Genomic DNA, 23313 nt, shown 5'->3' on the forward strand with positions numbered 1-23313 from the left:
AGCAATAAGAGGGCGGTATGACAACAACTAAAAGGTAGTTCTGATTCAGCAGATAGATCTATCCCTGCACTTTGAATTAACAAAGCGAACGATGATCCTTGCGAAAAGAGTGCTTTTTAGATTGTTGAACATGAATCTGCACACTGCAGATAAGCCGTTCTTGCTTAATATTTTGGAGGTAGAAGTGGCGCACCACGACTATCAATTTTGAGAGGAGGAAAAAGTGATTAGCTTTTTCAACGTTGGAAATAGTAACAGTAATTAGCTCCAAATGTCAATATTTATTTTTTCAATTTGTCAAGTTTATTTTGGCATTTTTAAAGCAATTTAAAAGTCTCATGATAAAATGGGTAGTTTATTATCTAACAAAAATTAAAATGATGTTTGAATATCAGTTATTAAAGCCTATATACATTTTTTTAAAATGTTCAACCCCGATTGAATGGATTGATGAAGCACGTAAGCCAGAAAATCTATCTATCATTCTGCGGGATCATCTTCTATGTGAATTGAAAGCCTCTCAGAGCGCAGTATTCCTTCTTAAACGCTATGCCCTTACTGATGAGGGTAAAAATCAAATCACAAAGCTTGTGCGCCCATACGAGGACTTTGCTTACAAAGGTATTGGTAGTCTTGAAACTCTGAAAGGCAAAAGCAACATCTCTAAATCAATCAAGCCAAAAGATGGCTGTGCTTACGGGCAAGATATGATCGATAAGATGGTTCTTTTAATTAGAGAAGAGCTACATCACTTCTACCAAGTTTTAGAGATTATCGAAAAGCAAGGTTTAGAATATCGCCCGATCACAGCAAGTCGTTACGCTAAGGGAATGATTAAACATATTCGCACTTTTGAGCCAGCAGCACTTATCGACAAGCTGATTATTGGTGCATTCATTGAAGCGCGTTCTTGTGAACGATTTGCCAAGCTTGCACCGTACCTTGACGAGCCAATCCAGAAGTTCTACATCTCATTGCTTCGCTCAGAAGCACGACACTATCAAGACTACTTGGAACTGGCAGAACAGATCGCAGGTGAAGATATTTCTGAACGTATTGAACACTTCGCCAATGTTGAAGCTCAGTTAATTTCTACTGGTGATTCAGAATTTAGGTTTCACTCAGGTTTACCAAACTTAAAATAACCCTTGATAATTTACCTGATTAAAATCAGTTAGATATATCACTTTATCACAATGTGCACACGTATTCTTTAAGTGAGCTAAAAGCTGGCCAATCTGCCATGTTTTTAATTCGTAAGTATGCCGTTGATCAATCCAGTTCACATGCTCTACTTGACTGGTTTAAGCCCTACGAAGATTTTGCTTACCGTAACGTAGGCTCATTGGAAACTTTAAAAGGCAAGAGCAATATTTCTAAGTCAATCATGGCTAAGTCCGACTCACCATATAGCCAAGATTTGATCGATAAGATGGTGCTTTTGATAAAAGAGGAGTTACACCACTTTTATCAAGTTTTAGAGATCATGGAAAGTCGTGGAATTGAGTACAAAAATATTCCAGCAAGTCGTTATGCTAAAGGACTGATTTCGCATATGAAGACTCATGAGCCGGAAACGCTGATCGATAAACTCATCATTGGTGCGTACATCGAAGCTCGATCTTGTGAGCGTTTTGCCAAACTAGCACCACATATGGATGACGATATCGCAAAGTTCTACATTTCTTTATTACGTTCAGAAGCACGCCATTACCAGGATTATCTTGTATTAGCGGAGCAAATCGCAGGCAAAGATATCAGCGAGCGCATCGCCTACTTTGGACGTATAGAGGCAGATTTAATTTCTACGCCAGATACAGATTTTAAGTTTCACAGTGGTATTCCAGCCTAGCGAGCATACTCTGAACTTATATCGACAGAGAATAAATAAGCCGGACATTTCGTCCGGCTTATTTTTTGTGGCAACGGGGTTAGGAATAAAGCTGAAACACAACAACTAGAGCTGGAATGAACCCATTCGAGTTTTCAAGTTGTGCGCTAGGCTACTAATCTGCTGACAAGCCACAGCCGTTTGTGAAGCTCCCTCAGCCATCTCTGTTGAAGCACTATTAATATGCTCCACACTGCGATTCAGCTCTTCGGATACAGAATTCTGCTCACTGCACGCCGTTGCGATTTGTGTGCTCATTTGCGCTATGTTATCGACAGAATGTTCAATTTCTTTTATCTGGCTATCAGCGTCATTAACTTGCTCAACACACTGAGAAATACCCTCCTGACAATCGCGGCTTGAATGCCCTATTTTACTGCTGCTCTCTTGTAGTTGATTAACAATTTCCACAATTTGTGAAGTGGAGTCTTGAGTGCGTTGCGCCAGAGAACGAACCTCATCTGCCACAACAGCAAACCCACGTCCTTGTTCACCAGCCCGAGCGGCTTCAATTGCGGCGTTCAGTGCTAACAAGTTTGTTTGCTCGGCAATCCCGCGGATCACATCGACGACCACATTGATATTGTTTGAGCTCGATTCAAGCTCACGTGCCAGTTCATCTGATTCTTGGATCGTATGTGATACACGCTCAATTACTGCGATAGTTTGTTGTAACGTCGCCGTTCCTTGCTTTGCCACTTCCGCAGCCGAATAAGCAGAGGTTGCGCCAACTTCGGTATTTTGTGCCACTTCACTTACAGCAGCTTGCATCTCTGTCATCGCAGAAGCCACCGAGCTAAGTTCAATTTGTTGATTTTGCATACCAGAGGCGGTCTGAGAAGAAATAGCACTCACTTCCTCTACTGCTGCCGTTAGCTGAATCGTTGAGTCATTAATCTCAGAAACCAACGAATGTAAGTTTGTTTGCATACCGACAAGCTCTTTGAGCAGCGTTCCTAACTCGTCTTTGCTCAATTCGCTTTCGTCGATTTGATTATTCAATTGACCCTTGGCGATTTTGGAAGCGAATTCCAATGCTCGATCAACAGGCCCGCAGATGACTCGAGAAAGCAACATGGCAGACATTACCATGACCAATGCGACGACAAGCGCACCAACAGCAGCGCTGTATTGTGTAAATGCCGCTTCACTTTGTACTTCTTCACCAATCAAATTCACCAACTCATCGTTCAACGCGAGGGTATCATCCAAGCTGCTCAACGCTTTTGAGTAGGTATCGAAACTTGATAAAATTACATCATTTGCACTTTCAGCATCACCTTGGCTTAGCAGTGCGTTGTAAGTCTTCGTTTCTTTGATGTATTGATTCCAAGTTTCTTTAAAAACGCTAAAAGACTGCGTTTCACGCTTATTAAGGTCGAGCTTTTCGTATTCTGCAATACCAGCCTGCACATCAGAACGCCATTGGTCGAGGCCTTTTAACCACTCACCAATTTTGGGGTGATTTGCGTTTGGCAATAAAGAGAACTCATCTTTACGCACTTTAGTAATATCAACTTGGATACCTTTCAAAATCGCAACAGAAGGTAAACTTTTATCTGTTAACACTGAGATGTCTTTATTCAGTGTTAACAAACCTTGCACCAACATTACTGACACTAAACCAAACACGGCAAAAACGGTTAAATAACTAACCGATATTTTCTTTACGACACTTAAGTCTTTAATACGCATGCACTTTCTCCCCGCAGCCTTTCCAAACCTCTCACTTAAGTGAAAGCTTAACCTCTAAAACACACTGTTTTTTGCGCTCGATATCATTGAACGCTCTTATATACATCGGCTTGAGAGATCAAATCTTGACCAGTAATTGATAGTTTTATCACAAGCTATTTTAGAGATAGGCTCGTATGCTCCGTATTGTGTCTACATCTTTTCATGAGCGCTTCTCGGCGCAGATCCAAGATCTCATCGATGAGCTTTTCTTTCGCGTTTATCCCAAAATGCTGGGCATAATTTTTTACTTTTGCTATCTCATTAGGCTGCAAGCGGTACACCTCTTTCTTTAAACGCGCTTCTGCTTCACTTCTAATCAGACCTTGCTCTTGTAACAATTTAATGATGGTTTCATCGGTTGGATTTACTGCTCTAGCCATGGTGCTCCATCTATCAATTTGAGTTCTAGCCATATGGCTAGATGAATGACGCCGCACAACTTATAGAGCAAAGATGACAGCTTGATTGCAGTGAATGCAATTCGTTGACTGTTGGTATTATTTTTCCACCGCTTCAACGGCCACACACTCAATACCCCCATCCTAACCATTGAATAAAGATCACATTCTGATAACAATTTTCAGCGCTGGCTTAAATGTCATCCATATTTAACGTGCAAGTAACATTTATAAACAAGAATGATTGCTCTAGTTCAAATGATGGAAAAATAAGATGAAATTTTCGCAGTGGAGCCTTTTATTAAGTAGCTTGATAGCGTTACCCTGCATTGCAGATACCGACGTTTACCTAACGAATAACTCTGATCAACCGTTAACTATTCAAGTAAAACATGAAGGCAGTGATTTGCTTCAATACGGAGAAGAGTGGCAACAACATGTGCAGGTACTTGGTCCGTGGGAAACTAAATCTGTATTAAGCTTCAACCGCTGGGAGGGCGTGAAATCAAATCAAACTTACCGTTTTGAAACGGTGGTTTCTAGCCCCGAAGGTGAAAGCATAACACTCAATCAAATAATGGAAGGCCATTGGTACAATTCGACCATTGAATACGGCTTGTCCGCAGCCGATGTCGAGTTATCACTCAAAGATAATCGTAACATTCATCGTGCCAACACTAACGCTTTTGGTGCGAGAGAAACCGAACTGGCATTTAAGTCAGACAGTACCGCTCGATATGATGATCTTTACTACACCATCACGCCAAGCAAGGTAGCGGAGTCTGTCGACAACGAAGAACAAAACCTTAAGTTGATGACTTATAACATCTGGGCGTTGACGGCTATTGCATCGCACATTGGAGATCGTTACGAACTGATTCCTCAACATGTAAAAGGTTACGATGTTTTGGCGCTGCAAGAGGTGTTTGCCAGCGGCCGTGAAGCATTCTTACGTGAGTTAGCCAAGGAATATCCTTACCAAACAAAGATGTTAGATAAAGAAGGCGTTAATATTCATGATGGTGGCGTAATCATAGTTAGTCGCTACCCTATCGTGAACGAAGCGCAATATGTCTTTCCCGATTGCTCTGGTACAGACTGCTTTGCCGATAAAGGCGTAAATTATGCGGAAATAATTAAAGGTGGTCAGGCTTACCATGTGTTTGCTACCCATACCGCATCTTTCGATACAGACACCGCCCGTGAGTATCGTCAGCGCCAGTTCAAACAAATCCGCGCACTCGCCCAATCTCTTGACATTCCTTCGAGCGAAACTGTGGTATACAGCGGCGACTTTAACGTAAACAAAAGAAAGTTCCCTGGTGACTACCAACAAATGATCGCTAACTTAAGCGCCATAGAGCCTCAGTACTCTGGTTACACGGAGTCAACCTTTGATCCCCGTATCAATAACTTCGCAGGTGAAGCGTTATCAGGTGGCGAAAACGTGGAATACCTTGACTATGTTATGGTGAGTAGTGAATACGGGGTGAAATCATTCAATGACAACCGTGTAGACGTGCCGCGCACAACCGCAGAGAGTTTATGGAAACACTACAACCTTTCTGACCATTTCCCAGTAAGCGCAACAATCAAGCCATGAAGAAAATCGCTTTGATAATCATGTCCGCCATTATGGCGGGCATGATATTTTTAACTTTCAATCACGATGTTCAAAAAGAAGAGCTCGCTTCCTATCCTTCCCCTAAGACAAAAAATCAGAGTGTCTCCAGTACATCACCACAAACAAGCAGCATCGTGCCCGATACGGATACTTCACCACAAACAACTAAGCTCCCTTCCACAGTTCAAATAACGACTGAGCGATTAACTCAACTCAAAGGCAGGAAACTTGTCGCTGAACTTGAGACGTTTTGGCATGAGTGTATGTTGAACCGTAGTTGTGAAGAGCAGATCGCCTTGTTTGAGGCGCATTTATCTTTAGCTCGATTCCAGCTTTTGGCGAACTACCCTCAGCTCAGCAGCCAATGGCAAGAGAGTGTAGGAAATTTGTTATTTGATGAGCAACAATCACTGGTGTCGCGTGTTGCACAGCTGAAGAACGAAGCAAGAAGCATCTGGGGGGAATTGGCTGATGTTGTTTTTGCGGATGAGTTCGCGCTGTACGATTTCAACTTAGAAGCCCAAAAGCTGGACACTCAAAGCCCAGATAACTTTTTGCGATCTTTCGAGCAACTCACCATTGACTGGCAAGAACATGCAGATGCTATCGGGCTAACAAGCGACCAGGAAAAATATGAGCGTGCAGTCGCCCTGATACCCAATAGCATGAGCTTTCCAGATCGCCAAACTATCATCGCAGAGCTGCAAAAAACTTACTTAACGAAGGACGAAAGCGAAGAGATTCACGCTCGTGAGCAACAAATTGCTGAGCAAAAAGAGCAAGTCAGAGGTTACCAACAAGCATTGCAACAACTTGAGTCCAGGCTCAGAAAAGAGAGAGCCACAAGCCATTCAAATTTGTCAGAACCGGAATGGCAAAGCTATTACCAACAAGAAGTCGCGGATTTTCGTCGTGAATTTTTTTCTTCTTAACAATGCGCTTTGACTGGCTGGGAACTTAAAAAGGCACGTTGCTAACCAGCCGTCGTGCCTTATGTTCAACTCTCTACTTTTAATTCAGAATAAATTTAAACCAAATACATCTTTCACATCAAATAGCACTTTTTCGGTTTTCTCGCGAGAACGCTCACTACCTTGTTTTAAAATATCAATCAGCTGCGCTTTATCATTCAAATACATAGCGCGCTTTTCTCGAATAGGGCGAAGCATCTCTTGTAAGCATTCTTCTAACACTTTCTTGGTCAAACCATCACCTAACCCACCTCGTCGATAATGGTCTTTTAGCTGTTCGACATAATTTTTATCAGGATGAAAAGCATCGAGGTAGATGAATACAATATTCCCTTCGACTTGGCCAGGGTCCTCAATTTTCAGATGATTGGGATCGGTATACATAGATTTCACTGCCGCGGAAATCTCCTTTTCGGAGGCCCCTAAGTTGATTGCGTCCCCCATGCTTTTAGACATCTTATTTTTACCGTCAGTACTCGGCAAACGAGGTGCATCGCTAAGTAATGGACGGCATTCTCTAAGAACCTCTTTTCCACCCAGATGGTTTATTTTTCTCACGATTTCATTAGTTTGCTCTAACATCGGCAGTTGGTCATCACCCACTGGTACTAGCGTCGCATGAAACCCCGTAATATCAGCAGCTTGAGAAATTGGATACGTTAAAAAGCCTGCGGGAATAGAGCGTTCAAAGCCTTTACTTTGAATCTCATTTTTAACCGTGGGGTTTCGCTCTAATCGTGCGATAGAAACAAGATTACTGTAATACATTGTCAACTCGGCTAACGCTGGAATTTGAGATTGCAACGTGATCGTAGTTTGAGCGGGGTTGATACCAACAGCCAAATAATCTGCAACGACATTGAGAATATTAGAGGATACCTTTGATGGATTATGCGCGTTATCCGTCAACCCTTGCATGTCCGCGACCAAGATCGTTTGCTCGTGCTCCGTTTGCAATTTGACTCGTTGTTGCAATGAACCAATATAGTGCCCTAGGTGTAATGGACCTGTTGCTCGATCTCCGGTAAGTATAATTTCACGCTGAGATGTATTTTTATGGGTATTCATATTTGTCTCCAAGTATTTAATAGATCGCTACTGGAGATAAAAAGATCAAACACTCTTAGCTACCATCCAGCAGCTTAAGAATGTAAGTATTCCGCGCCGCTCTATTTAGAGCGCCACCAAGAGAAGGTTGTTAATGAAGGGCTAACGTGTATTTTCATGTTTTTTAAACTAACAGCACATACCGCAGAACTCAATCTGTTTTGTACTGAATTAGTGTGAGTGTTCCAACAGCCAATTAATAGGATTACATTGGTAAAGACATCGCAATGACCAAAACCGCACCAAATACCGAACCAGAGACAAACGCACACAGTACAGTTTTGTTGTGTTTCCTTTTCATTGATGAACTCCTATCCATAACTACGATGACCAGCCCTCACATCTAATACGCATGTGGATGCATCACGACAACGAGTTAACCAACATATCGCACGTAGGACCAGTACCGCTTTGTTAAATTGGGACCTCGTCCATAACTTGGAGTGTAAATGACTCCGGAACCTACAACAGAAGAAAATTTCATCACGTTACTGTCCTACCCTCCGGGTTTGTGGCTTAATAGGCAACAGGAACACTTTTTTCTTTTGCTGCGGATACTTACATGGAAGCTGTTTTACATCAGTTGCAATTCTCTTTGTCGATAACCGGACCTATCTGTTTGATGTTGGTACTTGGCGTTCTTTTTAAGCGCTTTGGTCTAATCAACGATAATTTTATCGAAGTAGGCTCTAAACTGGTGTTTCAAGTTACCTTGCCTGCAATGTTATTTGTCAGCATTGTGGCTTCAGAACACGACTTTTCCGCGGCAAGTGGATTCGTCAATTTCGGCGTCATCGCTAATATTTCGTTTTTCATTTTCACCTACCTTTCCGTCAAACTTCTGTTCAAAGCATCGCCTGACCAAGGCGTTCTCATCCAAGGTGGGTTCCGAGCAAATACAGGTATTATTGGTATCGCTTACGTTGCCAATGCGTATGGTTCTCAAGGTGTGGCGCTAGCAGCGCTCTATGTCGCGGTCACCACATTTATTTATAACGTCCAAGCGGTAATTTGCTTATCGCCCAAGGGGGCAACGTCTGCCTCGCAAGCAGCAAAGATGATGGGCCGAACACTGACTAGGAATCCGCTCATAATCTCCATTGTTCTAGGAATGGCTTTTTATTTACTCGCTATTCCAGTACCGAATGTGGTTATTGACGCAGGAGACTACTTGTCCAAAATGACATTGCCTTTGGCGCTGTTGTGTACGGGTGGCTCACTTGACTTTAGCTTGATGAGAAAAGAGAAAGGTCCATCTTGGTTTGCGAGCAGTTACAAGCTCATCGTAGCGCCAGTCATCATCACCATGGGAGCTTACTTAGTAGGGTTTCGAGGAATTGAGCTAGGTATTCTTTTCTTTATGAACGCCTCTCCAGTCGCTGCTGCCAGCTATGTCATGGCGCGTTCCATGGGAGGCAATGCCACGTTAGCTGCAAATATCATCGCACTCACTACGGTGCTTTCTACCGTGACCTGTACGTTGGGCATCCTATTTCTTAAGTTCTACAGCTTAATATAATTGGTCCGCGATAAAATAAAGACGCTAAACGGCATTGATGTCAGTTACTGGTCGTGATTCGCAAAAGTGAGCTTTCTTACCAGACGAAAAAATTCACTCGCTTCAGATTCCGACAAACAAGAAAAAAACTCTTTCTGTAAATTCGTCATGATTTGATGAACTTGCTTTAAAGCATTTGCTCCCTCTTTTGTCATGCTTAGCATTTTAAGGCGCTGATTCGATTTACTTTTAGAAACTTGAACAAACCCTCTCTTTTCCAGATTGTCCACCATCCGCTTTGCTACACTTCGCTCAGTTCGAACCGCATCAGCCAACGCTTGCTGGCTCATAGGTTGAAATTCTTCTAAAGCGGCCAGTGCACTTGCCATTTCTAGTGTCATCAAATTTTGCCGAGACAGCTCGGCTTGGGCACGATTGCGGTACATGCGCTGCATCACACCGCAGACAAACATAGGGCTTTGATCCAAAACGGAAATTGGGGAAATTTTCTGATCTTTCATCGTCGTTTTTCTTCTTTAGGCTTTCATTCGGCCGAAAAGGCTGTGCTGATACTGCACACAACACGCCGTCTTTCAGGCTCGCGTCATAGACGGTAACCACCAAGTGAAAACATAAAATAAAGAGCGCCGAAGCGCCCTTTAATCGTGTTTATTATCACTAGTATAACTCAGTTAAAACAAGCAAGTCCTACTCGCTTTGCTGAGTGGGTTTAGTGCTGGTCTCAGACAACTCTGCCTCCGACTCTTTTCTCGCACGTCGATCAAACAATCGCTCAACCACTACAAAGAAGATTGGGACGAAGAATATACCCAATATCGTGGCACTGATCATGCCACCAAGTACGCCGGTACCTACTGCGTTTTGACCTGCCGATCCCACACCTGAACTGATAGCAAGTGGTACCACACCCAAACCAAAAGCAAGCGATGTCATGATAATTGGGCGCAGACGAACGCGAACAGCATGTAAGGTTGCTTCGATAAGCCCAGCGCCTTTCTCATAGTAGTCCTTTGCAAACTCAACAATCAGAATGGCGTTTTTGGTTGCCAAGCCGACCGTCGTTAATAAGCTCACCTGGAAGAACACATCGTTGTCCATACTTCGCGTCATTACCGCGAGCACAGCACCAAGCACACCAAGAGGCACAACTAACACCACGGCGAAAGGTACTGACCAACTTTCATACAAAGCGGCGAGAACTAAGAATACGACGAGGATAGATAGCGCATATAGCATCGGCGCTTGGTTTCCGGAAAGGCGCTCTTCATACGAAATACCATTCCAGTTCACCGTGAAACCTTCTGGTAGCTTTTCTACCATTGCTTCAATTTCTTCCATGGCTTCACCAGTACTTACACCAGGAGCTGCACCGCCTTGAATATTCATTGCTGGCAAACCATCAAAGCGCTGCAAAAGAGGAGAACCATAGGTCCACTCGCCACTCGCAAAAGCAGAGAAAGGCACCATCTCTCCTTTAGCGTTGCGTACGTACCATGAATCGAAGTCTTTTGGCTGCATGCGGTATTCCGCATCACTTTGCACCATCACTTTCTTCACACGACCGCGATCAATATAATCGTTAATGTAAGCCCCGCCCCATGCAGCTGACAGGATTTGGTTTACGTCATTGATACTGACATCCAAAGCACGAAGTTTGACGTGGTCAATGTTAACTTTGTACATTGGCGCATCTGCCTGACCGTTTGGACGAACACCGACAAGTTTCGGGTTTTGTGCTGCCATGCCCAGAAGTTGCCCTTGAGCCGCAACTAATGCATCGTGCCCTTTATTCAACGAGTCTTGGAGATAGAAATCGAAACCTGTCGAGTTACCTAGCTCTTGAATCGCTGGAGGGGCGAACGCAAACACCAAAGCTTCTTTAATGGTAGAGAAGTACCCCATCGCTCGACCAGTAATGGAAGCGGCATCGGCGCCAGGCGCTTCACGCTCAGACCAATCTTTCAGACCGATAAATGCCATCCCCATGTTTTGGCCTTGGCCTGCGAAACTAAATCCAGCAACGGAGAAGACTGACTTTACATTGTCTTTTTCGTCTACTAGGTAAAAGTCACGCATTTTCTCAAGTGTTTTTTCCGTCTGTTCTTGTGTTGAGTTAGGCGGCAAAATAGCCATTGAGAATACTGTGCCTTGGTCTTCATCTGGCAAAAATGACGTTGGAAGGTTCATAAATAACCAGCCAGCACCTGCACTCATTGCCAAAAATACAACCAACATGCGACCTGTGCGTTTTAGAAGTTTGGCAACGCCGGTTTCATAGCCTGCTGTCATCGCATCAAACTTGCGGTTAAACCAGCCAAAGAAGCCTTTCTTCTCTAGAAGCTCAGCATCGCCTTTTTTCAGCAACGTAGCACACAATGCTGGAGTCAGAATTATCGCAACCAAAACGGAAAGCGTCATAGCCGCCACAATAGTTATTGAAAACTGACGGTAAATAACCCCGGTAGAACCAGACATAAACGCCATAGGGACGAATACCGCTGAAAGCGTCAAACCGACACCAATCAGGGCACCAGTGATCTGTCCCATCGATTTTTTGGTCGCTTCTTTGGGCTCTAACCCATCCTCATGCATCACACGCTCGACGTTTTCCACCACAACGATGGCATCGTCCACCAACAAACCGATAGCCAGAACCATCGCGAACATGGTTAACGTGTTTACGCTAAATCCAGTCGCGTACAAAATAGCGAAGGTGCCGAGCAGTACGACAGGCACTGCGATCGTTGGAATGATCGTCGCACGGAAGTTCTGCAAGAACAGATACATGATTAAGAACACAAGAAGAATGGCTTCTAATAGCGTTTTAACCACTTCTTGAATCGAGGCTTTGACGAATGGCGTCGTTTCAAATGGGTAAGCAATCTGCAACCCTTCTGGGAACGTAGCACTCAGTTGGTCTAAGCGCTCTTTTACCGCATTGGCTGTCTCAAGCGCGTTTGCGCCAGTACCTAATGAAATACCTAAACCCGATGCTGGGAAGCCATTATATTGGCCTCGAATATCATAACTTTCTGCACCACGTTCAACACGAGCAACATCTTTCAAATAAACATTAGAACCACTGGCGTCAGACTTAAGAATGATGTCTTGGAACTCTTCCACACTGCTCAAACGACTTGCAGACGAAATCGTTGCATTCAACAACTGGCCTTCCTGCGCAGGTGCTGCACCAAGTTGACCTGAAGAAACTTGCGCGTTCTGTTCACTGATCGCGTTCGCTACATCGATTGCGGTCAAGTTGAATTGCGTAAGCTTAAATGGATCCAGCCAAACTCGCATCGCATACTGCGCACCAAACGCCTGCACTTGTCCGACACCAGTTACACGACTTATCGGGTCTTGAATATTCGTTACAACAAAGTCGCCGATATCGTTTTCTGTAAAGTCTGGATCTTCAGAATAAACTGCGACAACCATGAGAAATGCCGTATTGGATTTATTTACGACAATACCTTGATTTTGTACCTCCATCGGCAATGAAGTCAATGCCAATTGCAGTTTGTTCTGCACCTGTACTTGCGCGATATCAGGATCAGCTTCGCTATCAAACGTCAGGGTAATTGTCGCATTACCAAATGCATCACTGCTCGATGATAGGTAGCGAAGGTAATCTAATCCTGTCATGTTTTGCTCGATAACCTGCGTTACCGAGTCTTCAACGGTTTTTGCTGATGCACCTGGATAGCGAGCACTGATGGTGATCGTCGTCGGTGAAATCGTTGGGTATTGCGAGACGGGTAAATTGAATAATGACATTACCCCCGCCAACATCGTTAGAATCGCGAGAACCCAAGCAAATACCGGACGATCGATAAAAAATCGTGCCATGATTACTCCTGTTCACCGTTTTGGATAGTTACCGAACTGCCTGGCCCTACCTTTTGTAAACCGGCGGTAATGACTTTATCACCCGCGTTCAAACCATCAATAATGCGCCATTGGCTATTGATCGCTTCGGCAGTCTTCACTGGTTTCGCTTCCACTTTGTTCTCGCCATTAACCGTCATCACTGTCGCTTTACCTGTCGCATCACGAGATACCGTATTTTGTGGTATTAGAATCGCATCAGGGTCGACACCAGTAATGACCGTCGCACGAACAAACATTCCAGGTAGCAACAAACCGTCAGGGTTTGGGAATTCGGCACGAAGCGTCACGCTGCCCGTACTTTCGTTCACATTGACCTCAGTAAATTTCATTGTGCCTTTGTGTTCGTAAGTGCTGCCATCTTCAAGCATCAATGTAACTTGCGCAGAGTCATCTTCTTGCATATGGCCTTGGGAGAGTGATGCTTTCAAACGCAGCAGTTGCGCGGATGATTGCACAATATCAACATTGATAGGGTCAAGCTGTTGAATGGTCGCTAATTTGGCAGCTTGGTTAGCCGTAACCAACGCACCCGCTGTCACACTCGATTTACCGATCACCCCGCTAATCGGAGCTTTGACTTGCGTATAATCTAAGTTGATTTTTGCTGTGTTGATCTTGGCTTTTGCGACTAGGACCTGCGCTTTCGCTTCTTTGTATGCCGCTTCTGCTTCATCCAAGTCTTGTTGGCTGATGGATTTTTTGGTGATCAAGGTTCTGTAACGCTTCACCGTGGCATAGGTCGACTCTGCCGCAGCTTGCGCACGGATTAATTCCGCTTCAGCGCTCAGCAAATCCGCCTGAAATGATGAATCATCAATTTGATATAGCGACTGTCCTTGTTCAACAAGGCCACCTTCAACAAAATTTCGCTCCGAAATAATGCCAGTGACTTGCGGACGAACTTCTGCTTCTTTGAATGCTCTGCTACGACCCGGCAACTCTACTGTCAATGCTTGGCGCGTTGGCTGCACTGTTAACACTTCTACTTCGGTTACGGGCGCAGCCCCCCCACCTTGGCTCGATCCTTCTTCGCTAGGTTGACATCCAACCACAAAAAGGCTCGACGCAATCAGTAGAGATAGCGTGGTTTTACGTCTCATGAATTTTTCTCTCTTATCTACCGACAAGCCTTCAAGATTCCTTATTAAAAGCTTCTAGAATGACTTAATAATGACTAATGGATGTATATCCAGAACAAATTAATTAGGATGATAAATACCCAGTGTTGTACATACAACAAAATTTACAGTTCTATACGCTTACGAAAAACGTTTATGGTAAAGGTGTTATGAAGTTCTCAAATTTGAAGATTTTGGGTTGGAAATCACATTTTCCTGTGTGCAATTGCAATGGTTAAAAAGCAGCAAAAGTGATGATAAAAGCATCATCACGCTGTACAGAGTTTGTTACCGCTGTCTAGGGTTATTTGCCCACTCTGGTATACGAACTAAAGTGAGAAAGGAATGTAAATATAGTCGAAATTTCACAAGTCAGGTTCGCCACTTATCTAAAAAATAACCCGCTAAGAAGCGGGTTATTTCGTCAGTGAGATTGCTGTTCTCAAGCTTATACTTTGAACTGACTGACCTGATGATCTAAACGTTGAGTTTGCTCTGACAACATGGCTAAAGAAGCTTGCGCTTGGTTTACGATTTCCACAATTGAAGTGCTACTGTCTGCAATGCCTTGTACGTTGCTATTTACTTCGTCACTTACTGTACTTTGCTGGCTCGCAGCCGTTGCAATGTGTGTATTCATCTCGTTCATACGTGAAATCGCGTTCAAGATTTCAGAAAGGGATTCACTCGCTCGGCCAGCGGACTTGATCGTTTCATCACTGCTATTTTGGCTACCGCGCATCACTTCTACAGCTTGTCCTGCACCAGATTGTAGCTTTTCAATCATGGTTTGGATTTCTCCCGTACTCTGTTGCGTACGACTGGCTAAAGAACGAACCTCGTCCGCTACCACAGCAAAGCCTCGCCCTTGCTCTCCAGCGCGAGCCGCTTCAATGGCTGCGTTAAGCGCTAATAAGTTTGTTTGCTCGGCAATACCACGAATTACATCCAGTACGGACGCAATGTTACTCACATCATGATCCAATGTGTTAATGACGTGGCTTGCGCTTTCGATTTCACTTGCGAGGCTGCGAATTGAGCTAACCGTTTGATCCAAAATAACATTGGTATTGGTAAGTTCATCATTCGCTGTTTGGCTCGCAACCGCGGCTTCGTTAGCGCTATCGCTTACATTTCTGCTGGTGACTTGCATTTCGTGCACTGCCGCCGCTACCGCCTCACTATCTTTTTGCTGAGAAACGGTCGAGTTCGCGATGGTCTTGGTCAACGAGCTAAGATTTGCCATTTCGTTACGTAGGGTATTTGAGCTTTCAATTACCTGAGCGACTGTCACTTGAATTTTGGACACAAACTGGTTAAATGCGTCTGCTAAATTGCCAATTTCGTCTTGTGTTTTTACATCGATTCGCTGACTTAGATCACCTTCACCGGACGCAATTTCTGTCATCGCATTTTTAATATCATTGATAGGCTTCACAACCGTTTGCAACAACAAAAACGCCATCGCAATAGCGGCCAGAATAACAATCACAATGCCCGCTTCAAGAATGAGTTCTGCTCTTGTTGCAGCCGCTGATATTTCGTCCTTCAATTGGCTTTGCTTTTCTTCTATTGCATCTTTTACAACGTTAAGCTGCGCTCTAACCTCGATAAATTGGTCTTCAAAGGTATGTTTGTGCTCATTGTAGTAACCACGCCATTGAGATTGAGGTAAACGTAGCATCGCCTCATAACTTGCTAACCATTTTTCACCCAAAGAGACAAGCGTTCGAACTTCATTACCATGTGTAGAAGGCGTCACACCGGCTTGCGATAGCTCAATCATTTGTTCCATACGCGGCAGCGCTTTGTATGCGTTGTCTTTGTATTCACCGATGTGGTGATCAATATCGGTTTGAGTATCAGAAAGAGCAACACCTTGGATTGCAGATGTAGCTTGGTAAAGATCGCGGTAAGCATCCTCAATCGTTAATAAGTTCGGCACGATCTGTTCGTTGAGTGTCTCACTCAATTCAGATTGCTTCCAACTTGTCATAACGTTTAATACAGAGCTCACAATAAACAATCCAATAATCAATGACAGCGGAATCACTATCTTCTGCTTGATCGTTAAGTTCTGGAACATGAATAGACTCTCTTTATTTATGGTATACAAACTGCCGGAAATTATATCAAACAAATAGAGTATACTATTAGGTAAAAGAGGCTATTCAACATGAAATCTAATGACTTTTTGACAAGGGTTCTAATTTCAACAATTAGTTGATTTTATACAAAATTTAACAAAGAGATCTTTTCAAAAGATGCAAATTAAAATGCTCTTTCAAAACGAAAAATATGTAACAGAAAGTGAATTAAAAGGGACCACATTTTGAAGAATAGATCGACTCAATGATTTACTGAGAACACATACAAAACACAGTTCTTGGATTGAGCACCACCGCGGAATATGCAAAGGTCCGAACATTTCTTCTAAAGCTCAAAAAAACCATTGTTTATCTGACGTATTTAAGGGTACTCCTTGATGATGTTAGTCGTGATGTTGGCAGACAGGATGCTTACAAGTTTTCGAAGTTAACCAGTAGCACAGTGAACGATTCAGATTTTCTTGAGCGCCAAGGCAATAAAAAAGTTTGCTATTTTCCTCTCAAGAGACGCATTAAAGAAAATAATGCAACCTAGTCACAAAGTCTTGCTCATCTTCAGAAAAGAATGATGTTGCTAAACAAATCTGGTGCAGCATACACATTGAAGCTAAACTCGTTTAAGGAACTTTTTCATATCAATATGAGAAAACATAGATTTCTCAAAGTTACACCGACCATTCAACGATTAAACTAATGTTAGCGTACCGGTACGTCCAAAAACTCCATGCATGAACCATTTGAAAGAGCCAAAATGTTCCAACCCAACTTCGCCTCAGTGGAGTGGCGAGTCGTTTCGCTCGCTCTCCTACTCTCTCTTCCTAACACAGCTCAAGCGGATCCACTAGATAAGGAAATTAGCAACCTTCTCCAACAACGTTTTTCTATCGCGGTTTTGCTGTCCGACACTGACGCAATTGCGTTTGGTATTGGCGACTTTGATCCGAATGCATTATTTGATACCGCCAACCCAGAGTTCGGGACTGACGAGTCAATCAATGAACGTCGAAGCAAATCCGTATATGTTCTCCCTTACACGACTAACTTTGACATAGAGGGCAGCGAGGACTTACATGAGCTGTCGTTTAAGGCATTTACGATACAAACAGAGAATGATCTCAAACTATTCGGCACAAGTAAGGATCTTCTCAAGGAAAGGACATACGGTGCATCGATTGGTTATGGGTATCTATACAAAGCAAGTGAAAACGTCACCCTTAGCACCAGAACGACGACTCACCTTATGCGTTATAAAAACTCATTCTCTACCGATAATAAACTTTCATCCATCATTGGAAGAATCCTAGACGGCCGTGCCGTTAACGTTTCAGCATGGGCGGCAATAGTTCAACCATCCATTAAAGCCAAATACACGTCTCCCACAATTTGGGGGAAATGGCATGCCAGTTCGACATTGAATTCATTCATTGGGCACAGCTGGGGAAGCGCAAATAACGGCAATATAGGCAACCCTAAAGGTTGGTACCTATCTAATGAAATCACCGGTTACTACAATATTTATCACGGTGAGCAGGCTTTATTTACCGGGATTAAAAGAGTCGACCTTTCGCATGATTTAAGCGATGAACTGGGAAGTCCGCATTACTACGAAGCTTCTATAGGATGGCTATTTTATGCACCAAAGCCCTTTGATTGGTTGGACAATTTCGGCATAGGCGTTAACTTCAACTACGGCTCGACTCTCAGAGGCGGCAGCATTCAGCTTTACTACAACAAACAATAAAGCCGTCAATACAGGAACCAGTTGGTAGCATATATAACAAGAAGAACGAGAAGACACAAAAGGAATGGCAGAGTTAGCGTCTTCGCAAACTTTTTCATGAGACTTGGGTTATCAAACACCACACCTTCCGCTTCTCTTACCCTTCGCTCTTCGTCAAAATGCCATTTAATGGCTAAGTAGGCTCCTATCCCTAATACAATAAGCTTAAAAGCTCCAGCAAAGTAAGGAAAGAAATTAGCCCAACTGTCATTCATTATCCATCTCCATCAAATTCAATATCAGCTTTGCGGTGGCAGAATCCAAAATTCATGTAGAATGCCCCCCTCAAAGTCAGACTCTCTGGCTAGCGCCAGTCTACTGCTCGAGATAGCTGTCCACAACTCTCTTTACCATATCGGCATCTATTAATTATTTAATAAATAATAAGAAAGACACTAGCACACTTGCTGAAAAGTAAGTGTCAGTTTGGATTGAAACTCATCAGAAATCGAAAATGGTCCGCAGTCGACTTGTTGATCTAGTGAAAGCCGAATTACCTAGCGCCAAATCGTTCGCTAGTATAAAAATGTAGCCTATCGCACTTCTGGTCGAGTGCTAACGAACTTATGATGCATATGTCATTAGCAGTGCAATTTTAAGTTTATCAATTAGCTAAAGTTTCCTACCTTAACTGCCAGTAAGTTTGCTGTGTTTGAGATGATCTCGACATGACTAGTGTATAAATAGTATGGAGGTTCAAAGTGAAGGCAAGGCAATTTTCCTTACTAAAAATATTGTTTTTGTAATTTTATTTCAGGATTATCGAAACCATCATAAGGATAATTCGAACTAATCTTAATCCATGCTCCTTCAGTTACATTTGCTTTCTTTTACTCACTTCTCGCGACTATTAGTGGCATTTTGAGACAATTTCCTACACTCCTTTCTTTCCCTTAGTTGATATAAATCATGGTTAGAAGAAAACAGAATCACCTGTATTTCTCGATACATGAATCCAAACTGCCCGACTTTTCGTAACTAAATTACAGATAGACACGATTTTTAGTATGGCACGTTTTTGAGGAACCAAGATGTTAGATACCCTCATGCTGTCGCGGATCCAGTTCGCGGCCAATATCAGCTTTCACATTCTCTTCCCGACCATCACCATCGCGTTGGCATGGATGTTGGTGTTTTTCAAGTGGCGATATAACCGCACCCAAGCCCCCGTATGGCTCGATGTTTATTACTTCTGGGTCAAGATATTCGCTCTTACTTTCGCCTTAGGTGTAGTATCCGGCATTACGATGAGTTTCCAGTTTGGTACCAACTGGCCAGGCTTTATGGAACGAGTCGGTAACGTAGCAGGACCATTGCTCGGATACGAAGTGATGACCGCCTTCTTTATGGAAGCCACCTTCCTTGGCGTGATGCTTTTTGGACGAGGACGAGTGCCGGAATGGGTTCATACTCTCGCCACCGTTCTGGTTGCTGTTGGGACAAGTATGTCCGCGTTTTGGATTCTAGTGCTTAACAGCTGGATGCACACACCAAGTGGCTATGAAGTGATTGACGGAATTGTACATGTAACCAGTTGGAAGGAAGTTATTTTCAATCCTTCTTTACCTTACCGTCTTCTGCACACGCTATTAGCATCGGCGCTGACTGCCAGCTTCTTGATTGCGGGTATCTCAGCTTATCAAATAATGAAAAAGCCAGATCACCGCTCAGCCAAACTTGGCCTAAAAGTCGCGCTGTTCGCGGCGGCTGGATTCATCCCAATTCAAATCTTTGTCGGTGACCTTCACGGGTTAAACACGCTTGAACATCAACCTGCAAAAATCGCAGCGATGGAAGGCGTGTGGGAGACCGAGCAAGGCGCGCCTCTTCTTCTGTTTGCGATGCCAAATGAAGAAACTCGCAGCAATGATTTTGAAGTGGGCATCCCAAAGCTGGCGAGTTTGATTCTTACGCATGACTTAGATGGGGAAATCCAAGGACTTAACGAGTTTGCACCTGACCACCCGCCAGTGAAGCCCTTGTTCTTTGGTTTCCGCGTGATGGTTGGTGTTGGTGTCCTTATGTTGCTTGTTAGCTGGTATGGCGCGGTGAAGCTAGCACGTAAAAAAGCGCTACCTAAACCTTACCTGTACACGGTATTAGCCATGACGTTCTCTGGTTGGATAGCCACACTGGCGGGTTGGTATGTTACTGAGATTGGTCGACAACCTTGGTTGGTCAGCGGTGTATTGCGAACATCCGAAGCCGTCACCACGGTTGCGAGCAGTAGCGTGATGACTTCGCTCATTATGTACTTAGCCATTTATGCTGCATTGCTGGTTGCGTACATCCATACCCTATTCTATTTGGCGCGCAAAGACGTTGCAGCCCATGAAGTCCCACTGACACAACAAGAGGCCTAATCATGCTCGACTATCTACCAGAAATTTATCTTCTGCTGCTTGGCTTCTCGGTCTTTATGTATGCCGTGCTCGACGGCTACGACCTTGGCGTCGGCATCCTATTGCCAAGTGATAATGAAGCTCAGCGTGACCGAATGATAGCGTCTATTGGCCCGTTCTGGGACGCAAATGAAACGTGGTTGGTGTTAGCCGTCGGTATTCTGCTGATTGCCTTTCCTACCGCTCATAGCTTGATTTTGACTGAGCTTTATATGCCGACCGCGATTATGCTGATCGCTCTGATCATGCGTGGCGTAGCGTTCGACTTCCGAGCCAAAGCAAACTCGGATCATAAACCTCATTGGGATTGGTGCTTCCGAATTGGATCTCTAGTCACCGCGCTAACCCAAGGTTACATGGTCGGCCGTTACATCATGGGATTTGAACAATCAGCCGAAGCATTTGGCTTTGCTTGGTTAAGTGCACTTTGTGTAACGGCGGCGTATGTTTACATCGGTGGCGCATGGTTGGTACTGAAAACGGAAGGTGATTTGCAAATACGCTCGGCGCGTTGGTCTCGTCGTGCGGGTTGGTTAGCAGCCTTGGGAATTTTGGTGGTGAGCGTTGTAAACCCGATTGTAAATCAACAAGTTGCCCTGCGTTGGTTCAGCTTCCCAGAAGTCTTGTTGCTTGCCCCAGTCCCATTGATTGTGTTGGCGACCATCTTCCTCGTTGATCGCTATTTGCGTCAGGTTCCAATGGTGAATGATCTGGGTGTGCGTTGGCCTTTCTTTGGTGTCACCGTCATTTTCGCGTTGAGCTTTCTTGGTCTTGCGTACAGCTTCTTCCCAGAAGTTGTGCCGGGGTTAATGACCGCACAAGAAGCCGCTTCATCACCTGCGACCTTAATGATTGTGGGCTACGGTGTGATGATTGTTATGCCGATGATTTTACTTTACACCTTTATGGTGTATCGAATCTTCAAAGGCAAAGCGACAGAGCTTAGCTACAAGTAGGAAAGGGAATTCCTCAACAAAGCGCCGCTGCTCATGCGGCGTTTTTTTGCAGTACTCAACGACTAAAGTATCTACCCAAGGCGACTGAGTGGGAACGCTTAGAGAATGTAGCGGCAGCCAGTAGTTTGTTCCTAACTAGAACGAGATAACCGTTTCTCAACTATAGCGATACAGGCACAAAAACAGAAAGAATATTTGATGTTACAAAAGGTAGACCGCCACTTTAAAACGCTTTGAGTATTTTTTGCGCTCAATGTGGTGCAAGTATACTTATGCTTTTTATGACTTGTGAACACTCAATTGCATGTTATGTTGCTGTTGAAATCGTACATGAAATAAGGACAAGAACATGAAGATAAGATGCAAAACGACGCAAAGCATTGAAAAATTTAACCCTGATGACCTCAATCTAAACACAGATCTCTTTGGTATGATTGCTGTTGTATTCGTGTTCATGGCTGTTTTGCTTAGCATCTAGTAGCACTACGTTCATTCTTGTGGCCGTATTCATACCTCATGTGATATGGGTGCTAAATTCTAGATTAAAGCGGATGTGCTAACCCGCACCAATCAGATTATGGCTGCCTCTGTATAGCATCTTCAATTTTGGCGTTGTATAGAGGTGAGATGTGAATAGTTGGCTTGTAGATAGAATGGCGCTTGCACCTTGAGCACTCTTGTGTACTTTCAATTACGCATTACTTTAGTGTAGATACGAAAAAAGGCCTGACAAATCAGACCTTTTAGAATGTGGCGGTGAGTGAGAGATTCGAACTCTCGATTGCAAGCTGCCAAGTTTAAATCAATTAATATCAACAACTTAAATATATACCACTTTAAAGGTTTGTACCAGTTCTTTGTACCATCCCTATTAATCCCAAGGAGCAGCCTTAATAAGCATCTTCCTCATGAAGACCTACTCAAAAAGATGTAGCAACTAAAACGGGCGTTCTTCTTTTGGTGGATTCACTTCTTCAAGTATCTTTATCGTATCGTCAATAACAGTTTGATCATCTCTACCATCCGCATAGTCAGAACCTTGATTCAAAGGGTATCTTTGTAGTGACTCCAACGCCTTGTCTATTGCTTCATCTTTAGATTCATACAGCATCTCAAGAACGTCGTGTTGATCTTTGATCTTCTTATACTCAGAACGAGAACTTTCAACCTCTTTCTTGAGGTTATCTATCTGACTTAATAAATCCGTTCTATCCGTATCCCATTTAGTCAATTGTTCATTCATCAGACGTTGTTGATACTCCTGAGTTGATACGACCGCATTTCTAGAGACTAGTGAATCATGTTTTTTGCGGCTGTCACCTAATGTGTTTAGTACCAACCAATCAACTCCTAATTGAACAGCCGGAACAACCACTAAGTAAAGTAGCGTCAAACCAAAGGGGTAAATGAGGTCTGTTGTTAAACTGAACCGAGACTCCTTGGCTAACATCACTTTTGAGTCTAGTGATGTGAAAACAAACTCTAGAAGAAAGGAGTGATTTATCAGTACCCAAGATAGGATAAATGTCCCTACTAATGGTGATTTCATTCTATGAGTTATAGCCTCCGCTACTGGCTTAAAAAACTCCTTGTGCATTCCTTCTCCTAAATCTAGACCAGCCACAATCATGGAAACTAAATTACATTAACTAACAGATAGATAGCAATAATTAAGAGGCATAGTCCCTCACGATAGTTAAATCTTATAATAATAATCTACTAAGAAGTACTGGCTAACTTCTGGCAACCTCTAAGCTGTACTCATTAGGTATACCCAAACGACTACGGTCAAACCTTGATCAAACAGTACC

At 43.5% G+C, this 23313-nt stretch carries 17 protein-coding genes and 1 pseudogene; 9 read left to right on the top strand and 9 right to left on the bottom strand.

Translation table 11 applies throughout. The features are described 5' to 3' along the window. Window positions 1-380: 380 nt before the first annotated feature. The gene (gene miaE, locus R7127_RS23795; protein ID WP_104975999.1) at window positions 381-1145 is read left to right on the top strand and encodes a tRNA isopentenyl-2-thiomethyl-A-37 hydroxylase MiaE; all 765 of its coding nucleotides are present in this window, start codon (window positions 381-383) and stop codon (window positions 1143-1145) included. 68 nt (window positions 1146-1213) lie between these two features. Next, a pseudogene (gene miaE / locus R7127_RS23800) lies at window positions 1214-1852 on the top strand (tRNA isopentenyl-2-thiomethyl-A-37 hydroxylase MiaE); the annotation flags it as partial. Window positions 1853-1957: 105 nt separating this feature from the next. On the opposite strand, the gene R7127_RS23805 reads toward miaE (R7127_RS23800), so the two are convergent. Then, a complete protein-coding gene (locus R7127_RS23805; RefSeq protein ID WP_047100808.1) occupies window positions 1958-3586 on the bottom strand; it encodes a methyl-accepting chemotaxis protein in 1629 nt (542 codons plus the stop codon). A gap of 155 nt (window positions 3587-3741) precedes the next feature. Then, window positions 3742-4008, bottom strand: a complete 267-nt coding sequence (locus R7127_RS23810; protein WP_005388970.1) for a hypothetical protein — start codon at window positions 4006-4008, stop codon at window positions 3742-3744. Window positions 4009-4300: 292 nt separating this feature from the next. On the opposite strand from R7127_RS23810, the gene R7127_RS23815 reads away from it, so the two are divergent. Together R7127_RS23815 and R7127_RS23820 are read left to right on the top strand one after the other, a co-directional pair. Next, complete coding sequence (locus tag R7127_RS23815) at window positions 4301-5629, top strand: sphingomyelin phosphodiesterase (RefSeq protein ID WP_172563323.1); 1329 nt, start codon at window positions 4301-4303, stop codon at window positions 5627-5629. Then, on the top strand, window positions 5626-6582 hold the full coding sequence (locus tag R7127_RS23820) for an ATP-dependent dsDNA exonuclease (RefSeq protein ID WP_213895486.1): 957 nt from the start codon (window positions 5626-5628) through the stop codon (window positions 6580-6582). Before R7127_RS23815 ends, R7127_RS23820 begins: the two co-directional genes overlap by 4 nt. A gap of 84 nt (window positions 6583-6666) precedes the next feature. Here R7127_RS23820 and trpS read toward each other — a convergent pair whose 3' ends face one another. Beyond that, window positions 6667-7689, bottom strand: a complete 1023-nt coding sequence (gene trpS / locus R7127_RS23825) for a tryptophan--tRNA ligase (protein WP_318141827.1) — start codon at window positions 7687-7689, stop codon at window positions 6667-6669. Between the two features lie 601 nt (window positions 7690-8290). Between trpS and R7127_RS23830 the strand changes: the two genes are divergently transcribed. Next, window positions 8291-9247 (top strand): AEC family transporter, encoded by a 957-nt coding sequence (locus tag R7127_RS23830; RefSeq protein WP_213895485.1) that lies wholly within the window; start codon window positions 8291-8293, stop codon window positions 9245-9247. Window positions 9248-9291: 44 nt separating this feature from the next. On the opposite strand, the gene R7127_RS23835 is transcribed toward R7127_RS23830, so the two are convergent. From R7127_RS23835 to R7127_RS23850, 4 genes are all read right to left on the bottom strand, one after another. Further along, window positions 9292-9747, bottom strand: coding sequence for a MarR family winged helix-turn-helix transcriptional regulator (locus R7127_RS23835; RefSeq protein WP_017635039.1), 456 nt, complete (start codon window positions 9745-9747; stop codon window positions 9292-9294). A gap of 187 nt (window positions 9748-9934) precedes the next feature. Next, window positions 9935-13096: an efflux RND transporter permease subunit gene (locus R7127_RS23840; RefSeq protein WP_054576391.1), complete on the bottom strand. Its 3162-nt coding sequence runs from the start codon at window positions 13094-13096 to the stop codon at window positions 9935-9937. 2 nt (window positions 13097-13098) lie between these two features. Further along, entirely contained in the window at window positions 13099-14238 is a 1140-nt protein-coding gene (locus R7127_RS23845) for an efflux RND transporter periplasmic adaptor subunit (RefSeq protein ID WP_054576390.1), read from the bottom strand. Between the two features lie 466 nt (window positions 14239-14704). After that, window positions 14705-16342 carry a methyl-accepting chemotaxis protein gene (locus R7127_RS23850; RefSeq protein WP_005378266.1) on the bottom strand — a complete coding sequence of 546 codons (1638 nt, stop codon included), beginning with the start codon at window positions 16340-16342 and terminating at the stop codon, window positions 14705-14707. A 773-nt stretch (window positions 16343-17115) separates the two neighbouring features. On the opposite strand from R7127_RS23850, the gene R7127_RS23855 reads away from it, so the two are divergent. Beyond that, a complete protein-coding gene (locus R7127_RS23855) occupies window positions 17116-18105 on the top strand; it encodes a Solitary outer membrane autotransporter beta-barrel domain (protein WP_017820055.1) in 990 nt (329 codons plus the stop codon). A 5-nt stretch (window positions 18106-18110) separates the two neighbouring features. Here R7127_RS23855 and R7127_RS23860 read toward each other — a convergent pair whose 3' ends face one another. Continuing rightward, on the bottom strand, window positions 18111-18359 hold the full coding sequence (locus R7127_RS23860; RefSeq protein ID WP_005378271.1) for a hypothetical protein: 249 nt from the start codon (window positions 18357-18359) through the stop codon (window positions 18111-18113). A gap of 816 nt (window positions 18360-19175) precedes the next feature. Between R7127_RS23860 and R7127_RS23865 the strand changes: the two genes are divergently transcribed. The 3 genes from R7127_RS23865 (at window position 19176) to R7127_RS23875 (ending at window position 21980) form a co-directional block, all read left to right on the top strand. Further along, window positions 19176-20507, top strand: coding sequence for a cytochrome ubiquinol oxidase subunit I (locus R7127_RS23865; protein WP_005388402.1), 1332 nt, complete (start codon window positions 19176-19178; stop codon window positions 20505-20507). A gap of 2 nt (window positions 20508-20509) precedes the next feature. Continuing rightward, a complete protein-coding gene (locus R7127_RS23870; RefSeq protein WP_262584459.1) occupies window positions 20510-21502 on the top strand; it encodes a cytochrome d ubiquinol oxidase subunit II in 993 nt (330 codons plus the stop codon). Window positions 21503-21851: 349 nt separating this feature from the next. Next, window positions 21852-21980: a hypothetical protein gene (locus R7127_RS23875; RefSeq protein ID WP_005378275.1), complete on the top strand. Its 129-nt coding sequence runs from the start codon at window positions 21852-21854 to the stop codon at window positions 21978-21980. 459 nt (window positions 21981-22439) lie between these two features. Here the strand turns inward: R7127_RS23875 and R7127_RS23880 are convergent, their stop codons facing one another. Beyond that, window positions 22440-23099: a hypothetical protein gene (locus tag R7127_RS23880; protein WP_097371730.1), complete on the bottom strand. Its 660-nt coding sequence runs from the start codon at window positions 23097-23099 to the stop codon at window positions 22440-22442. Between the last annotated feature and the right edge of the window lie 214 nt (window positions 23100-23313).

Source organism: Vibrio sp. 1159, from assembly GCF_033340395.1.
GTDB lineage: Bacteria > Pseudomonadota > Gammaproteobacteria > Enterobacterales > Vibrionaceae > Vibrio > Vibrio alginolyticus.

Coding starts and splice junctions, on each gene's coding strand:
- R7127_RS23850 (WP_005378266.1), bottom strand. CDS start 16,342: ATGTTCCAGAACTTAACGATCAAGCAGAAGATAGTGATTCCGCTGTCA.
- R7127_RS23805 (WP_047100808.1), bottom strand. CDS start 3,586: ATGCGTATTAAAGACTTAAGTGTCGTAAAGAAAATATCGGTTAGTTAT.
- trpS (WP_318141827.1), bottom strand. CDS start 7,689: ATGAATACCCATAAAAATACATCTCAGCGTGAAATTATACTTACCGGA.
- R7127_RS23815 (WP_172563323.1), top strand. CDS start 4,301: ATGAAATTTTCGCAGTGGAGCCTTTTATTAAGTAGCTTGATAGCGTTA.
- R7127_RS23875 (WP_005378275.1), top strand. CDS start 21,852: ATGAAGATAAGATGCAAAACGACGCAAAGCATTGAAAAATTTAACCCT.
- R7127_RS23840 (WP_054576391.1), bottom strand. CDS start 13,096: ATGGCACGATTTTTTATCGATCGTCCGGTATTTGCTTGGGTTCTCGCG.
- R7127_RS23835 (WP_017635039.1), bottom strand. CDS start 9,747: ATGAAAGATCAGAAAATTTCCCCAATTTCCGTTTTGGATCAAAGCCCT.
- R7127_RS23855 (WP_017820055.1), top strand. CDS start 17,116: ATGTTCCAACCCAACTTCGCCTCAGTGGAGTGGCGAGTCGTTTCGCTC.
- R7127_RS23860 (WP_005378271.1), bottom strand. CDS start 18,359: ATGAATGACAGTTGGGCTAATTTCTTTCCTTACTTTGCTGGAGCTTTT.
- R7127_RS23865 (WP_005388402.1), top strand. CDS start 19,176: ATGTTAGATACCCTCATGCTGTCGCGGATCCAGTTCGCGGCCAATATC.
- R7127_RS23845 (WP_054576390.1), bottom strand. CDS start 14,238: ATGAGACGTAAAACCACGCTATCTCTACTGATTGCGTCGAGCCTTTTT.
- miaE (WP_104975999.1), top strand. CDS start 381: ATGTTTGAATATCAGTTATTAAAGCCTATATACATTTTTTTAAAATGT.
- R7127_RS23880 (WP_097371730.1), bottom strand. CDS start 23,099: ATGCACAAGGAGTTTTTTAAGCCAGTAGCGGAGGCTATAACTCATAGA.
- R7127_RS23830 (WP_213895485.1), top strand. CDS start 8,291: ATGGAAGCTGTTTTACATCAGTTGCAATTCTCTTTGTCGATAACCGGA.
- R7127_RS23820 (WP_213895486.1), top strand. CDS start 5,626: ATGAAGAAAATCGCTTTGATAATCATGTCCGCCATTATGGCGGGCATG.
- R7127_RS23810 (WP_005388970.1), bottom strand. CDS start 4,008: ATGGCTAGAGCAGTAAATCCAACCGATGAAACCATCATTAAATTGTTA.
- R7127_RS23870 (WP_262584459.1), top strand. CDS start 20,510: ATGCTCGACTATCTACCAGAAATTTATCTTCTGCTGCTTGGCTTCTCG.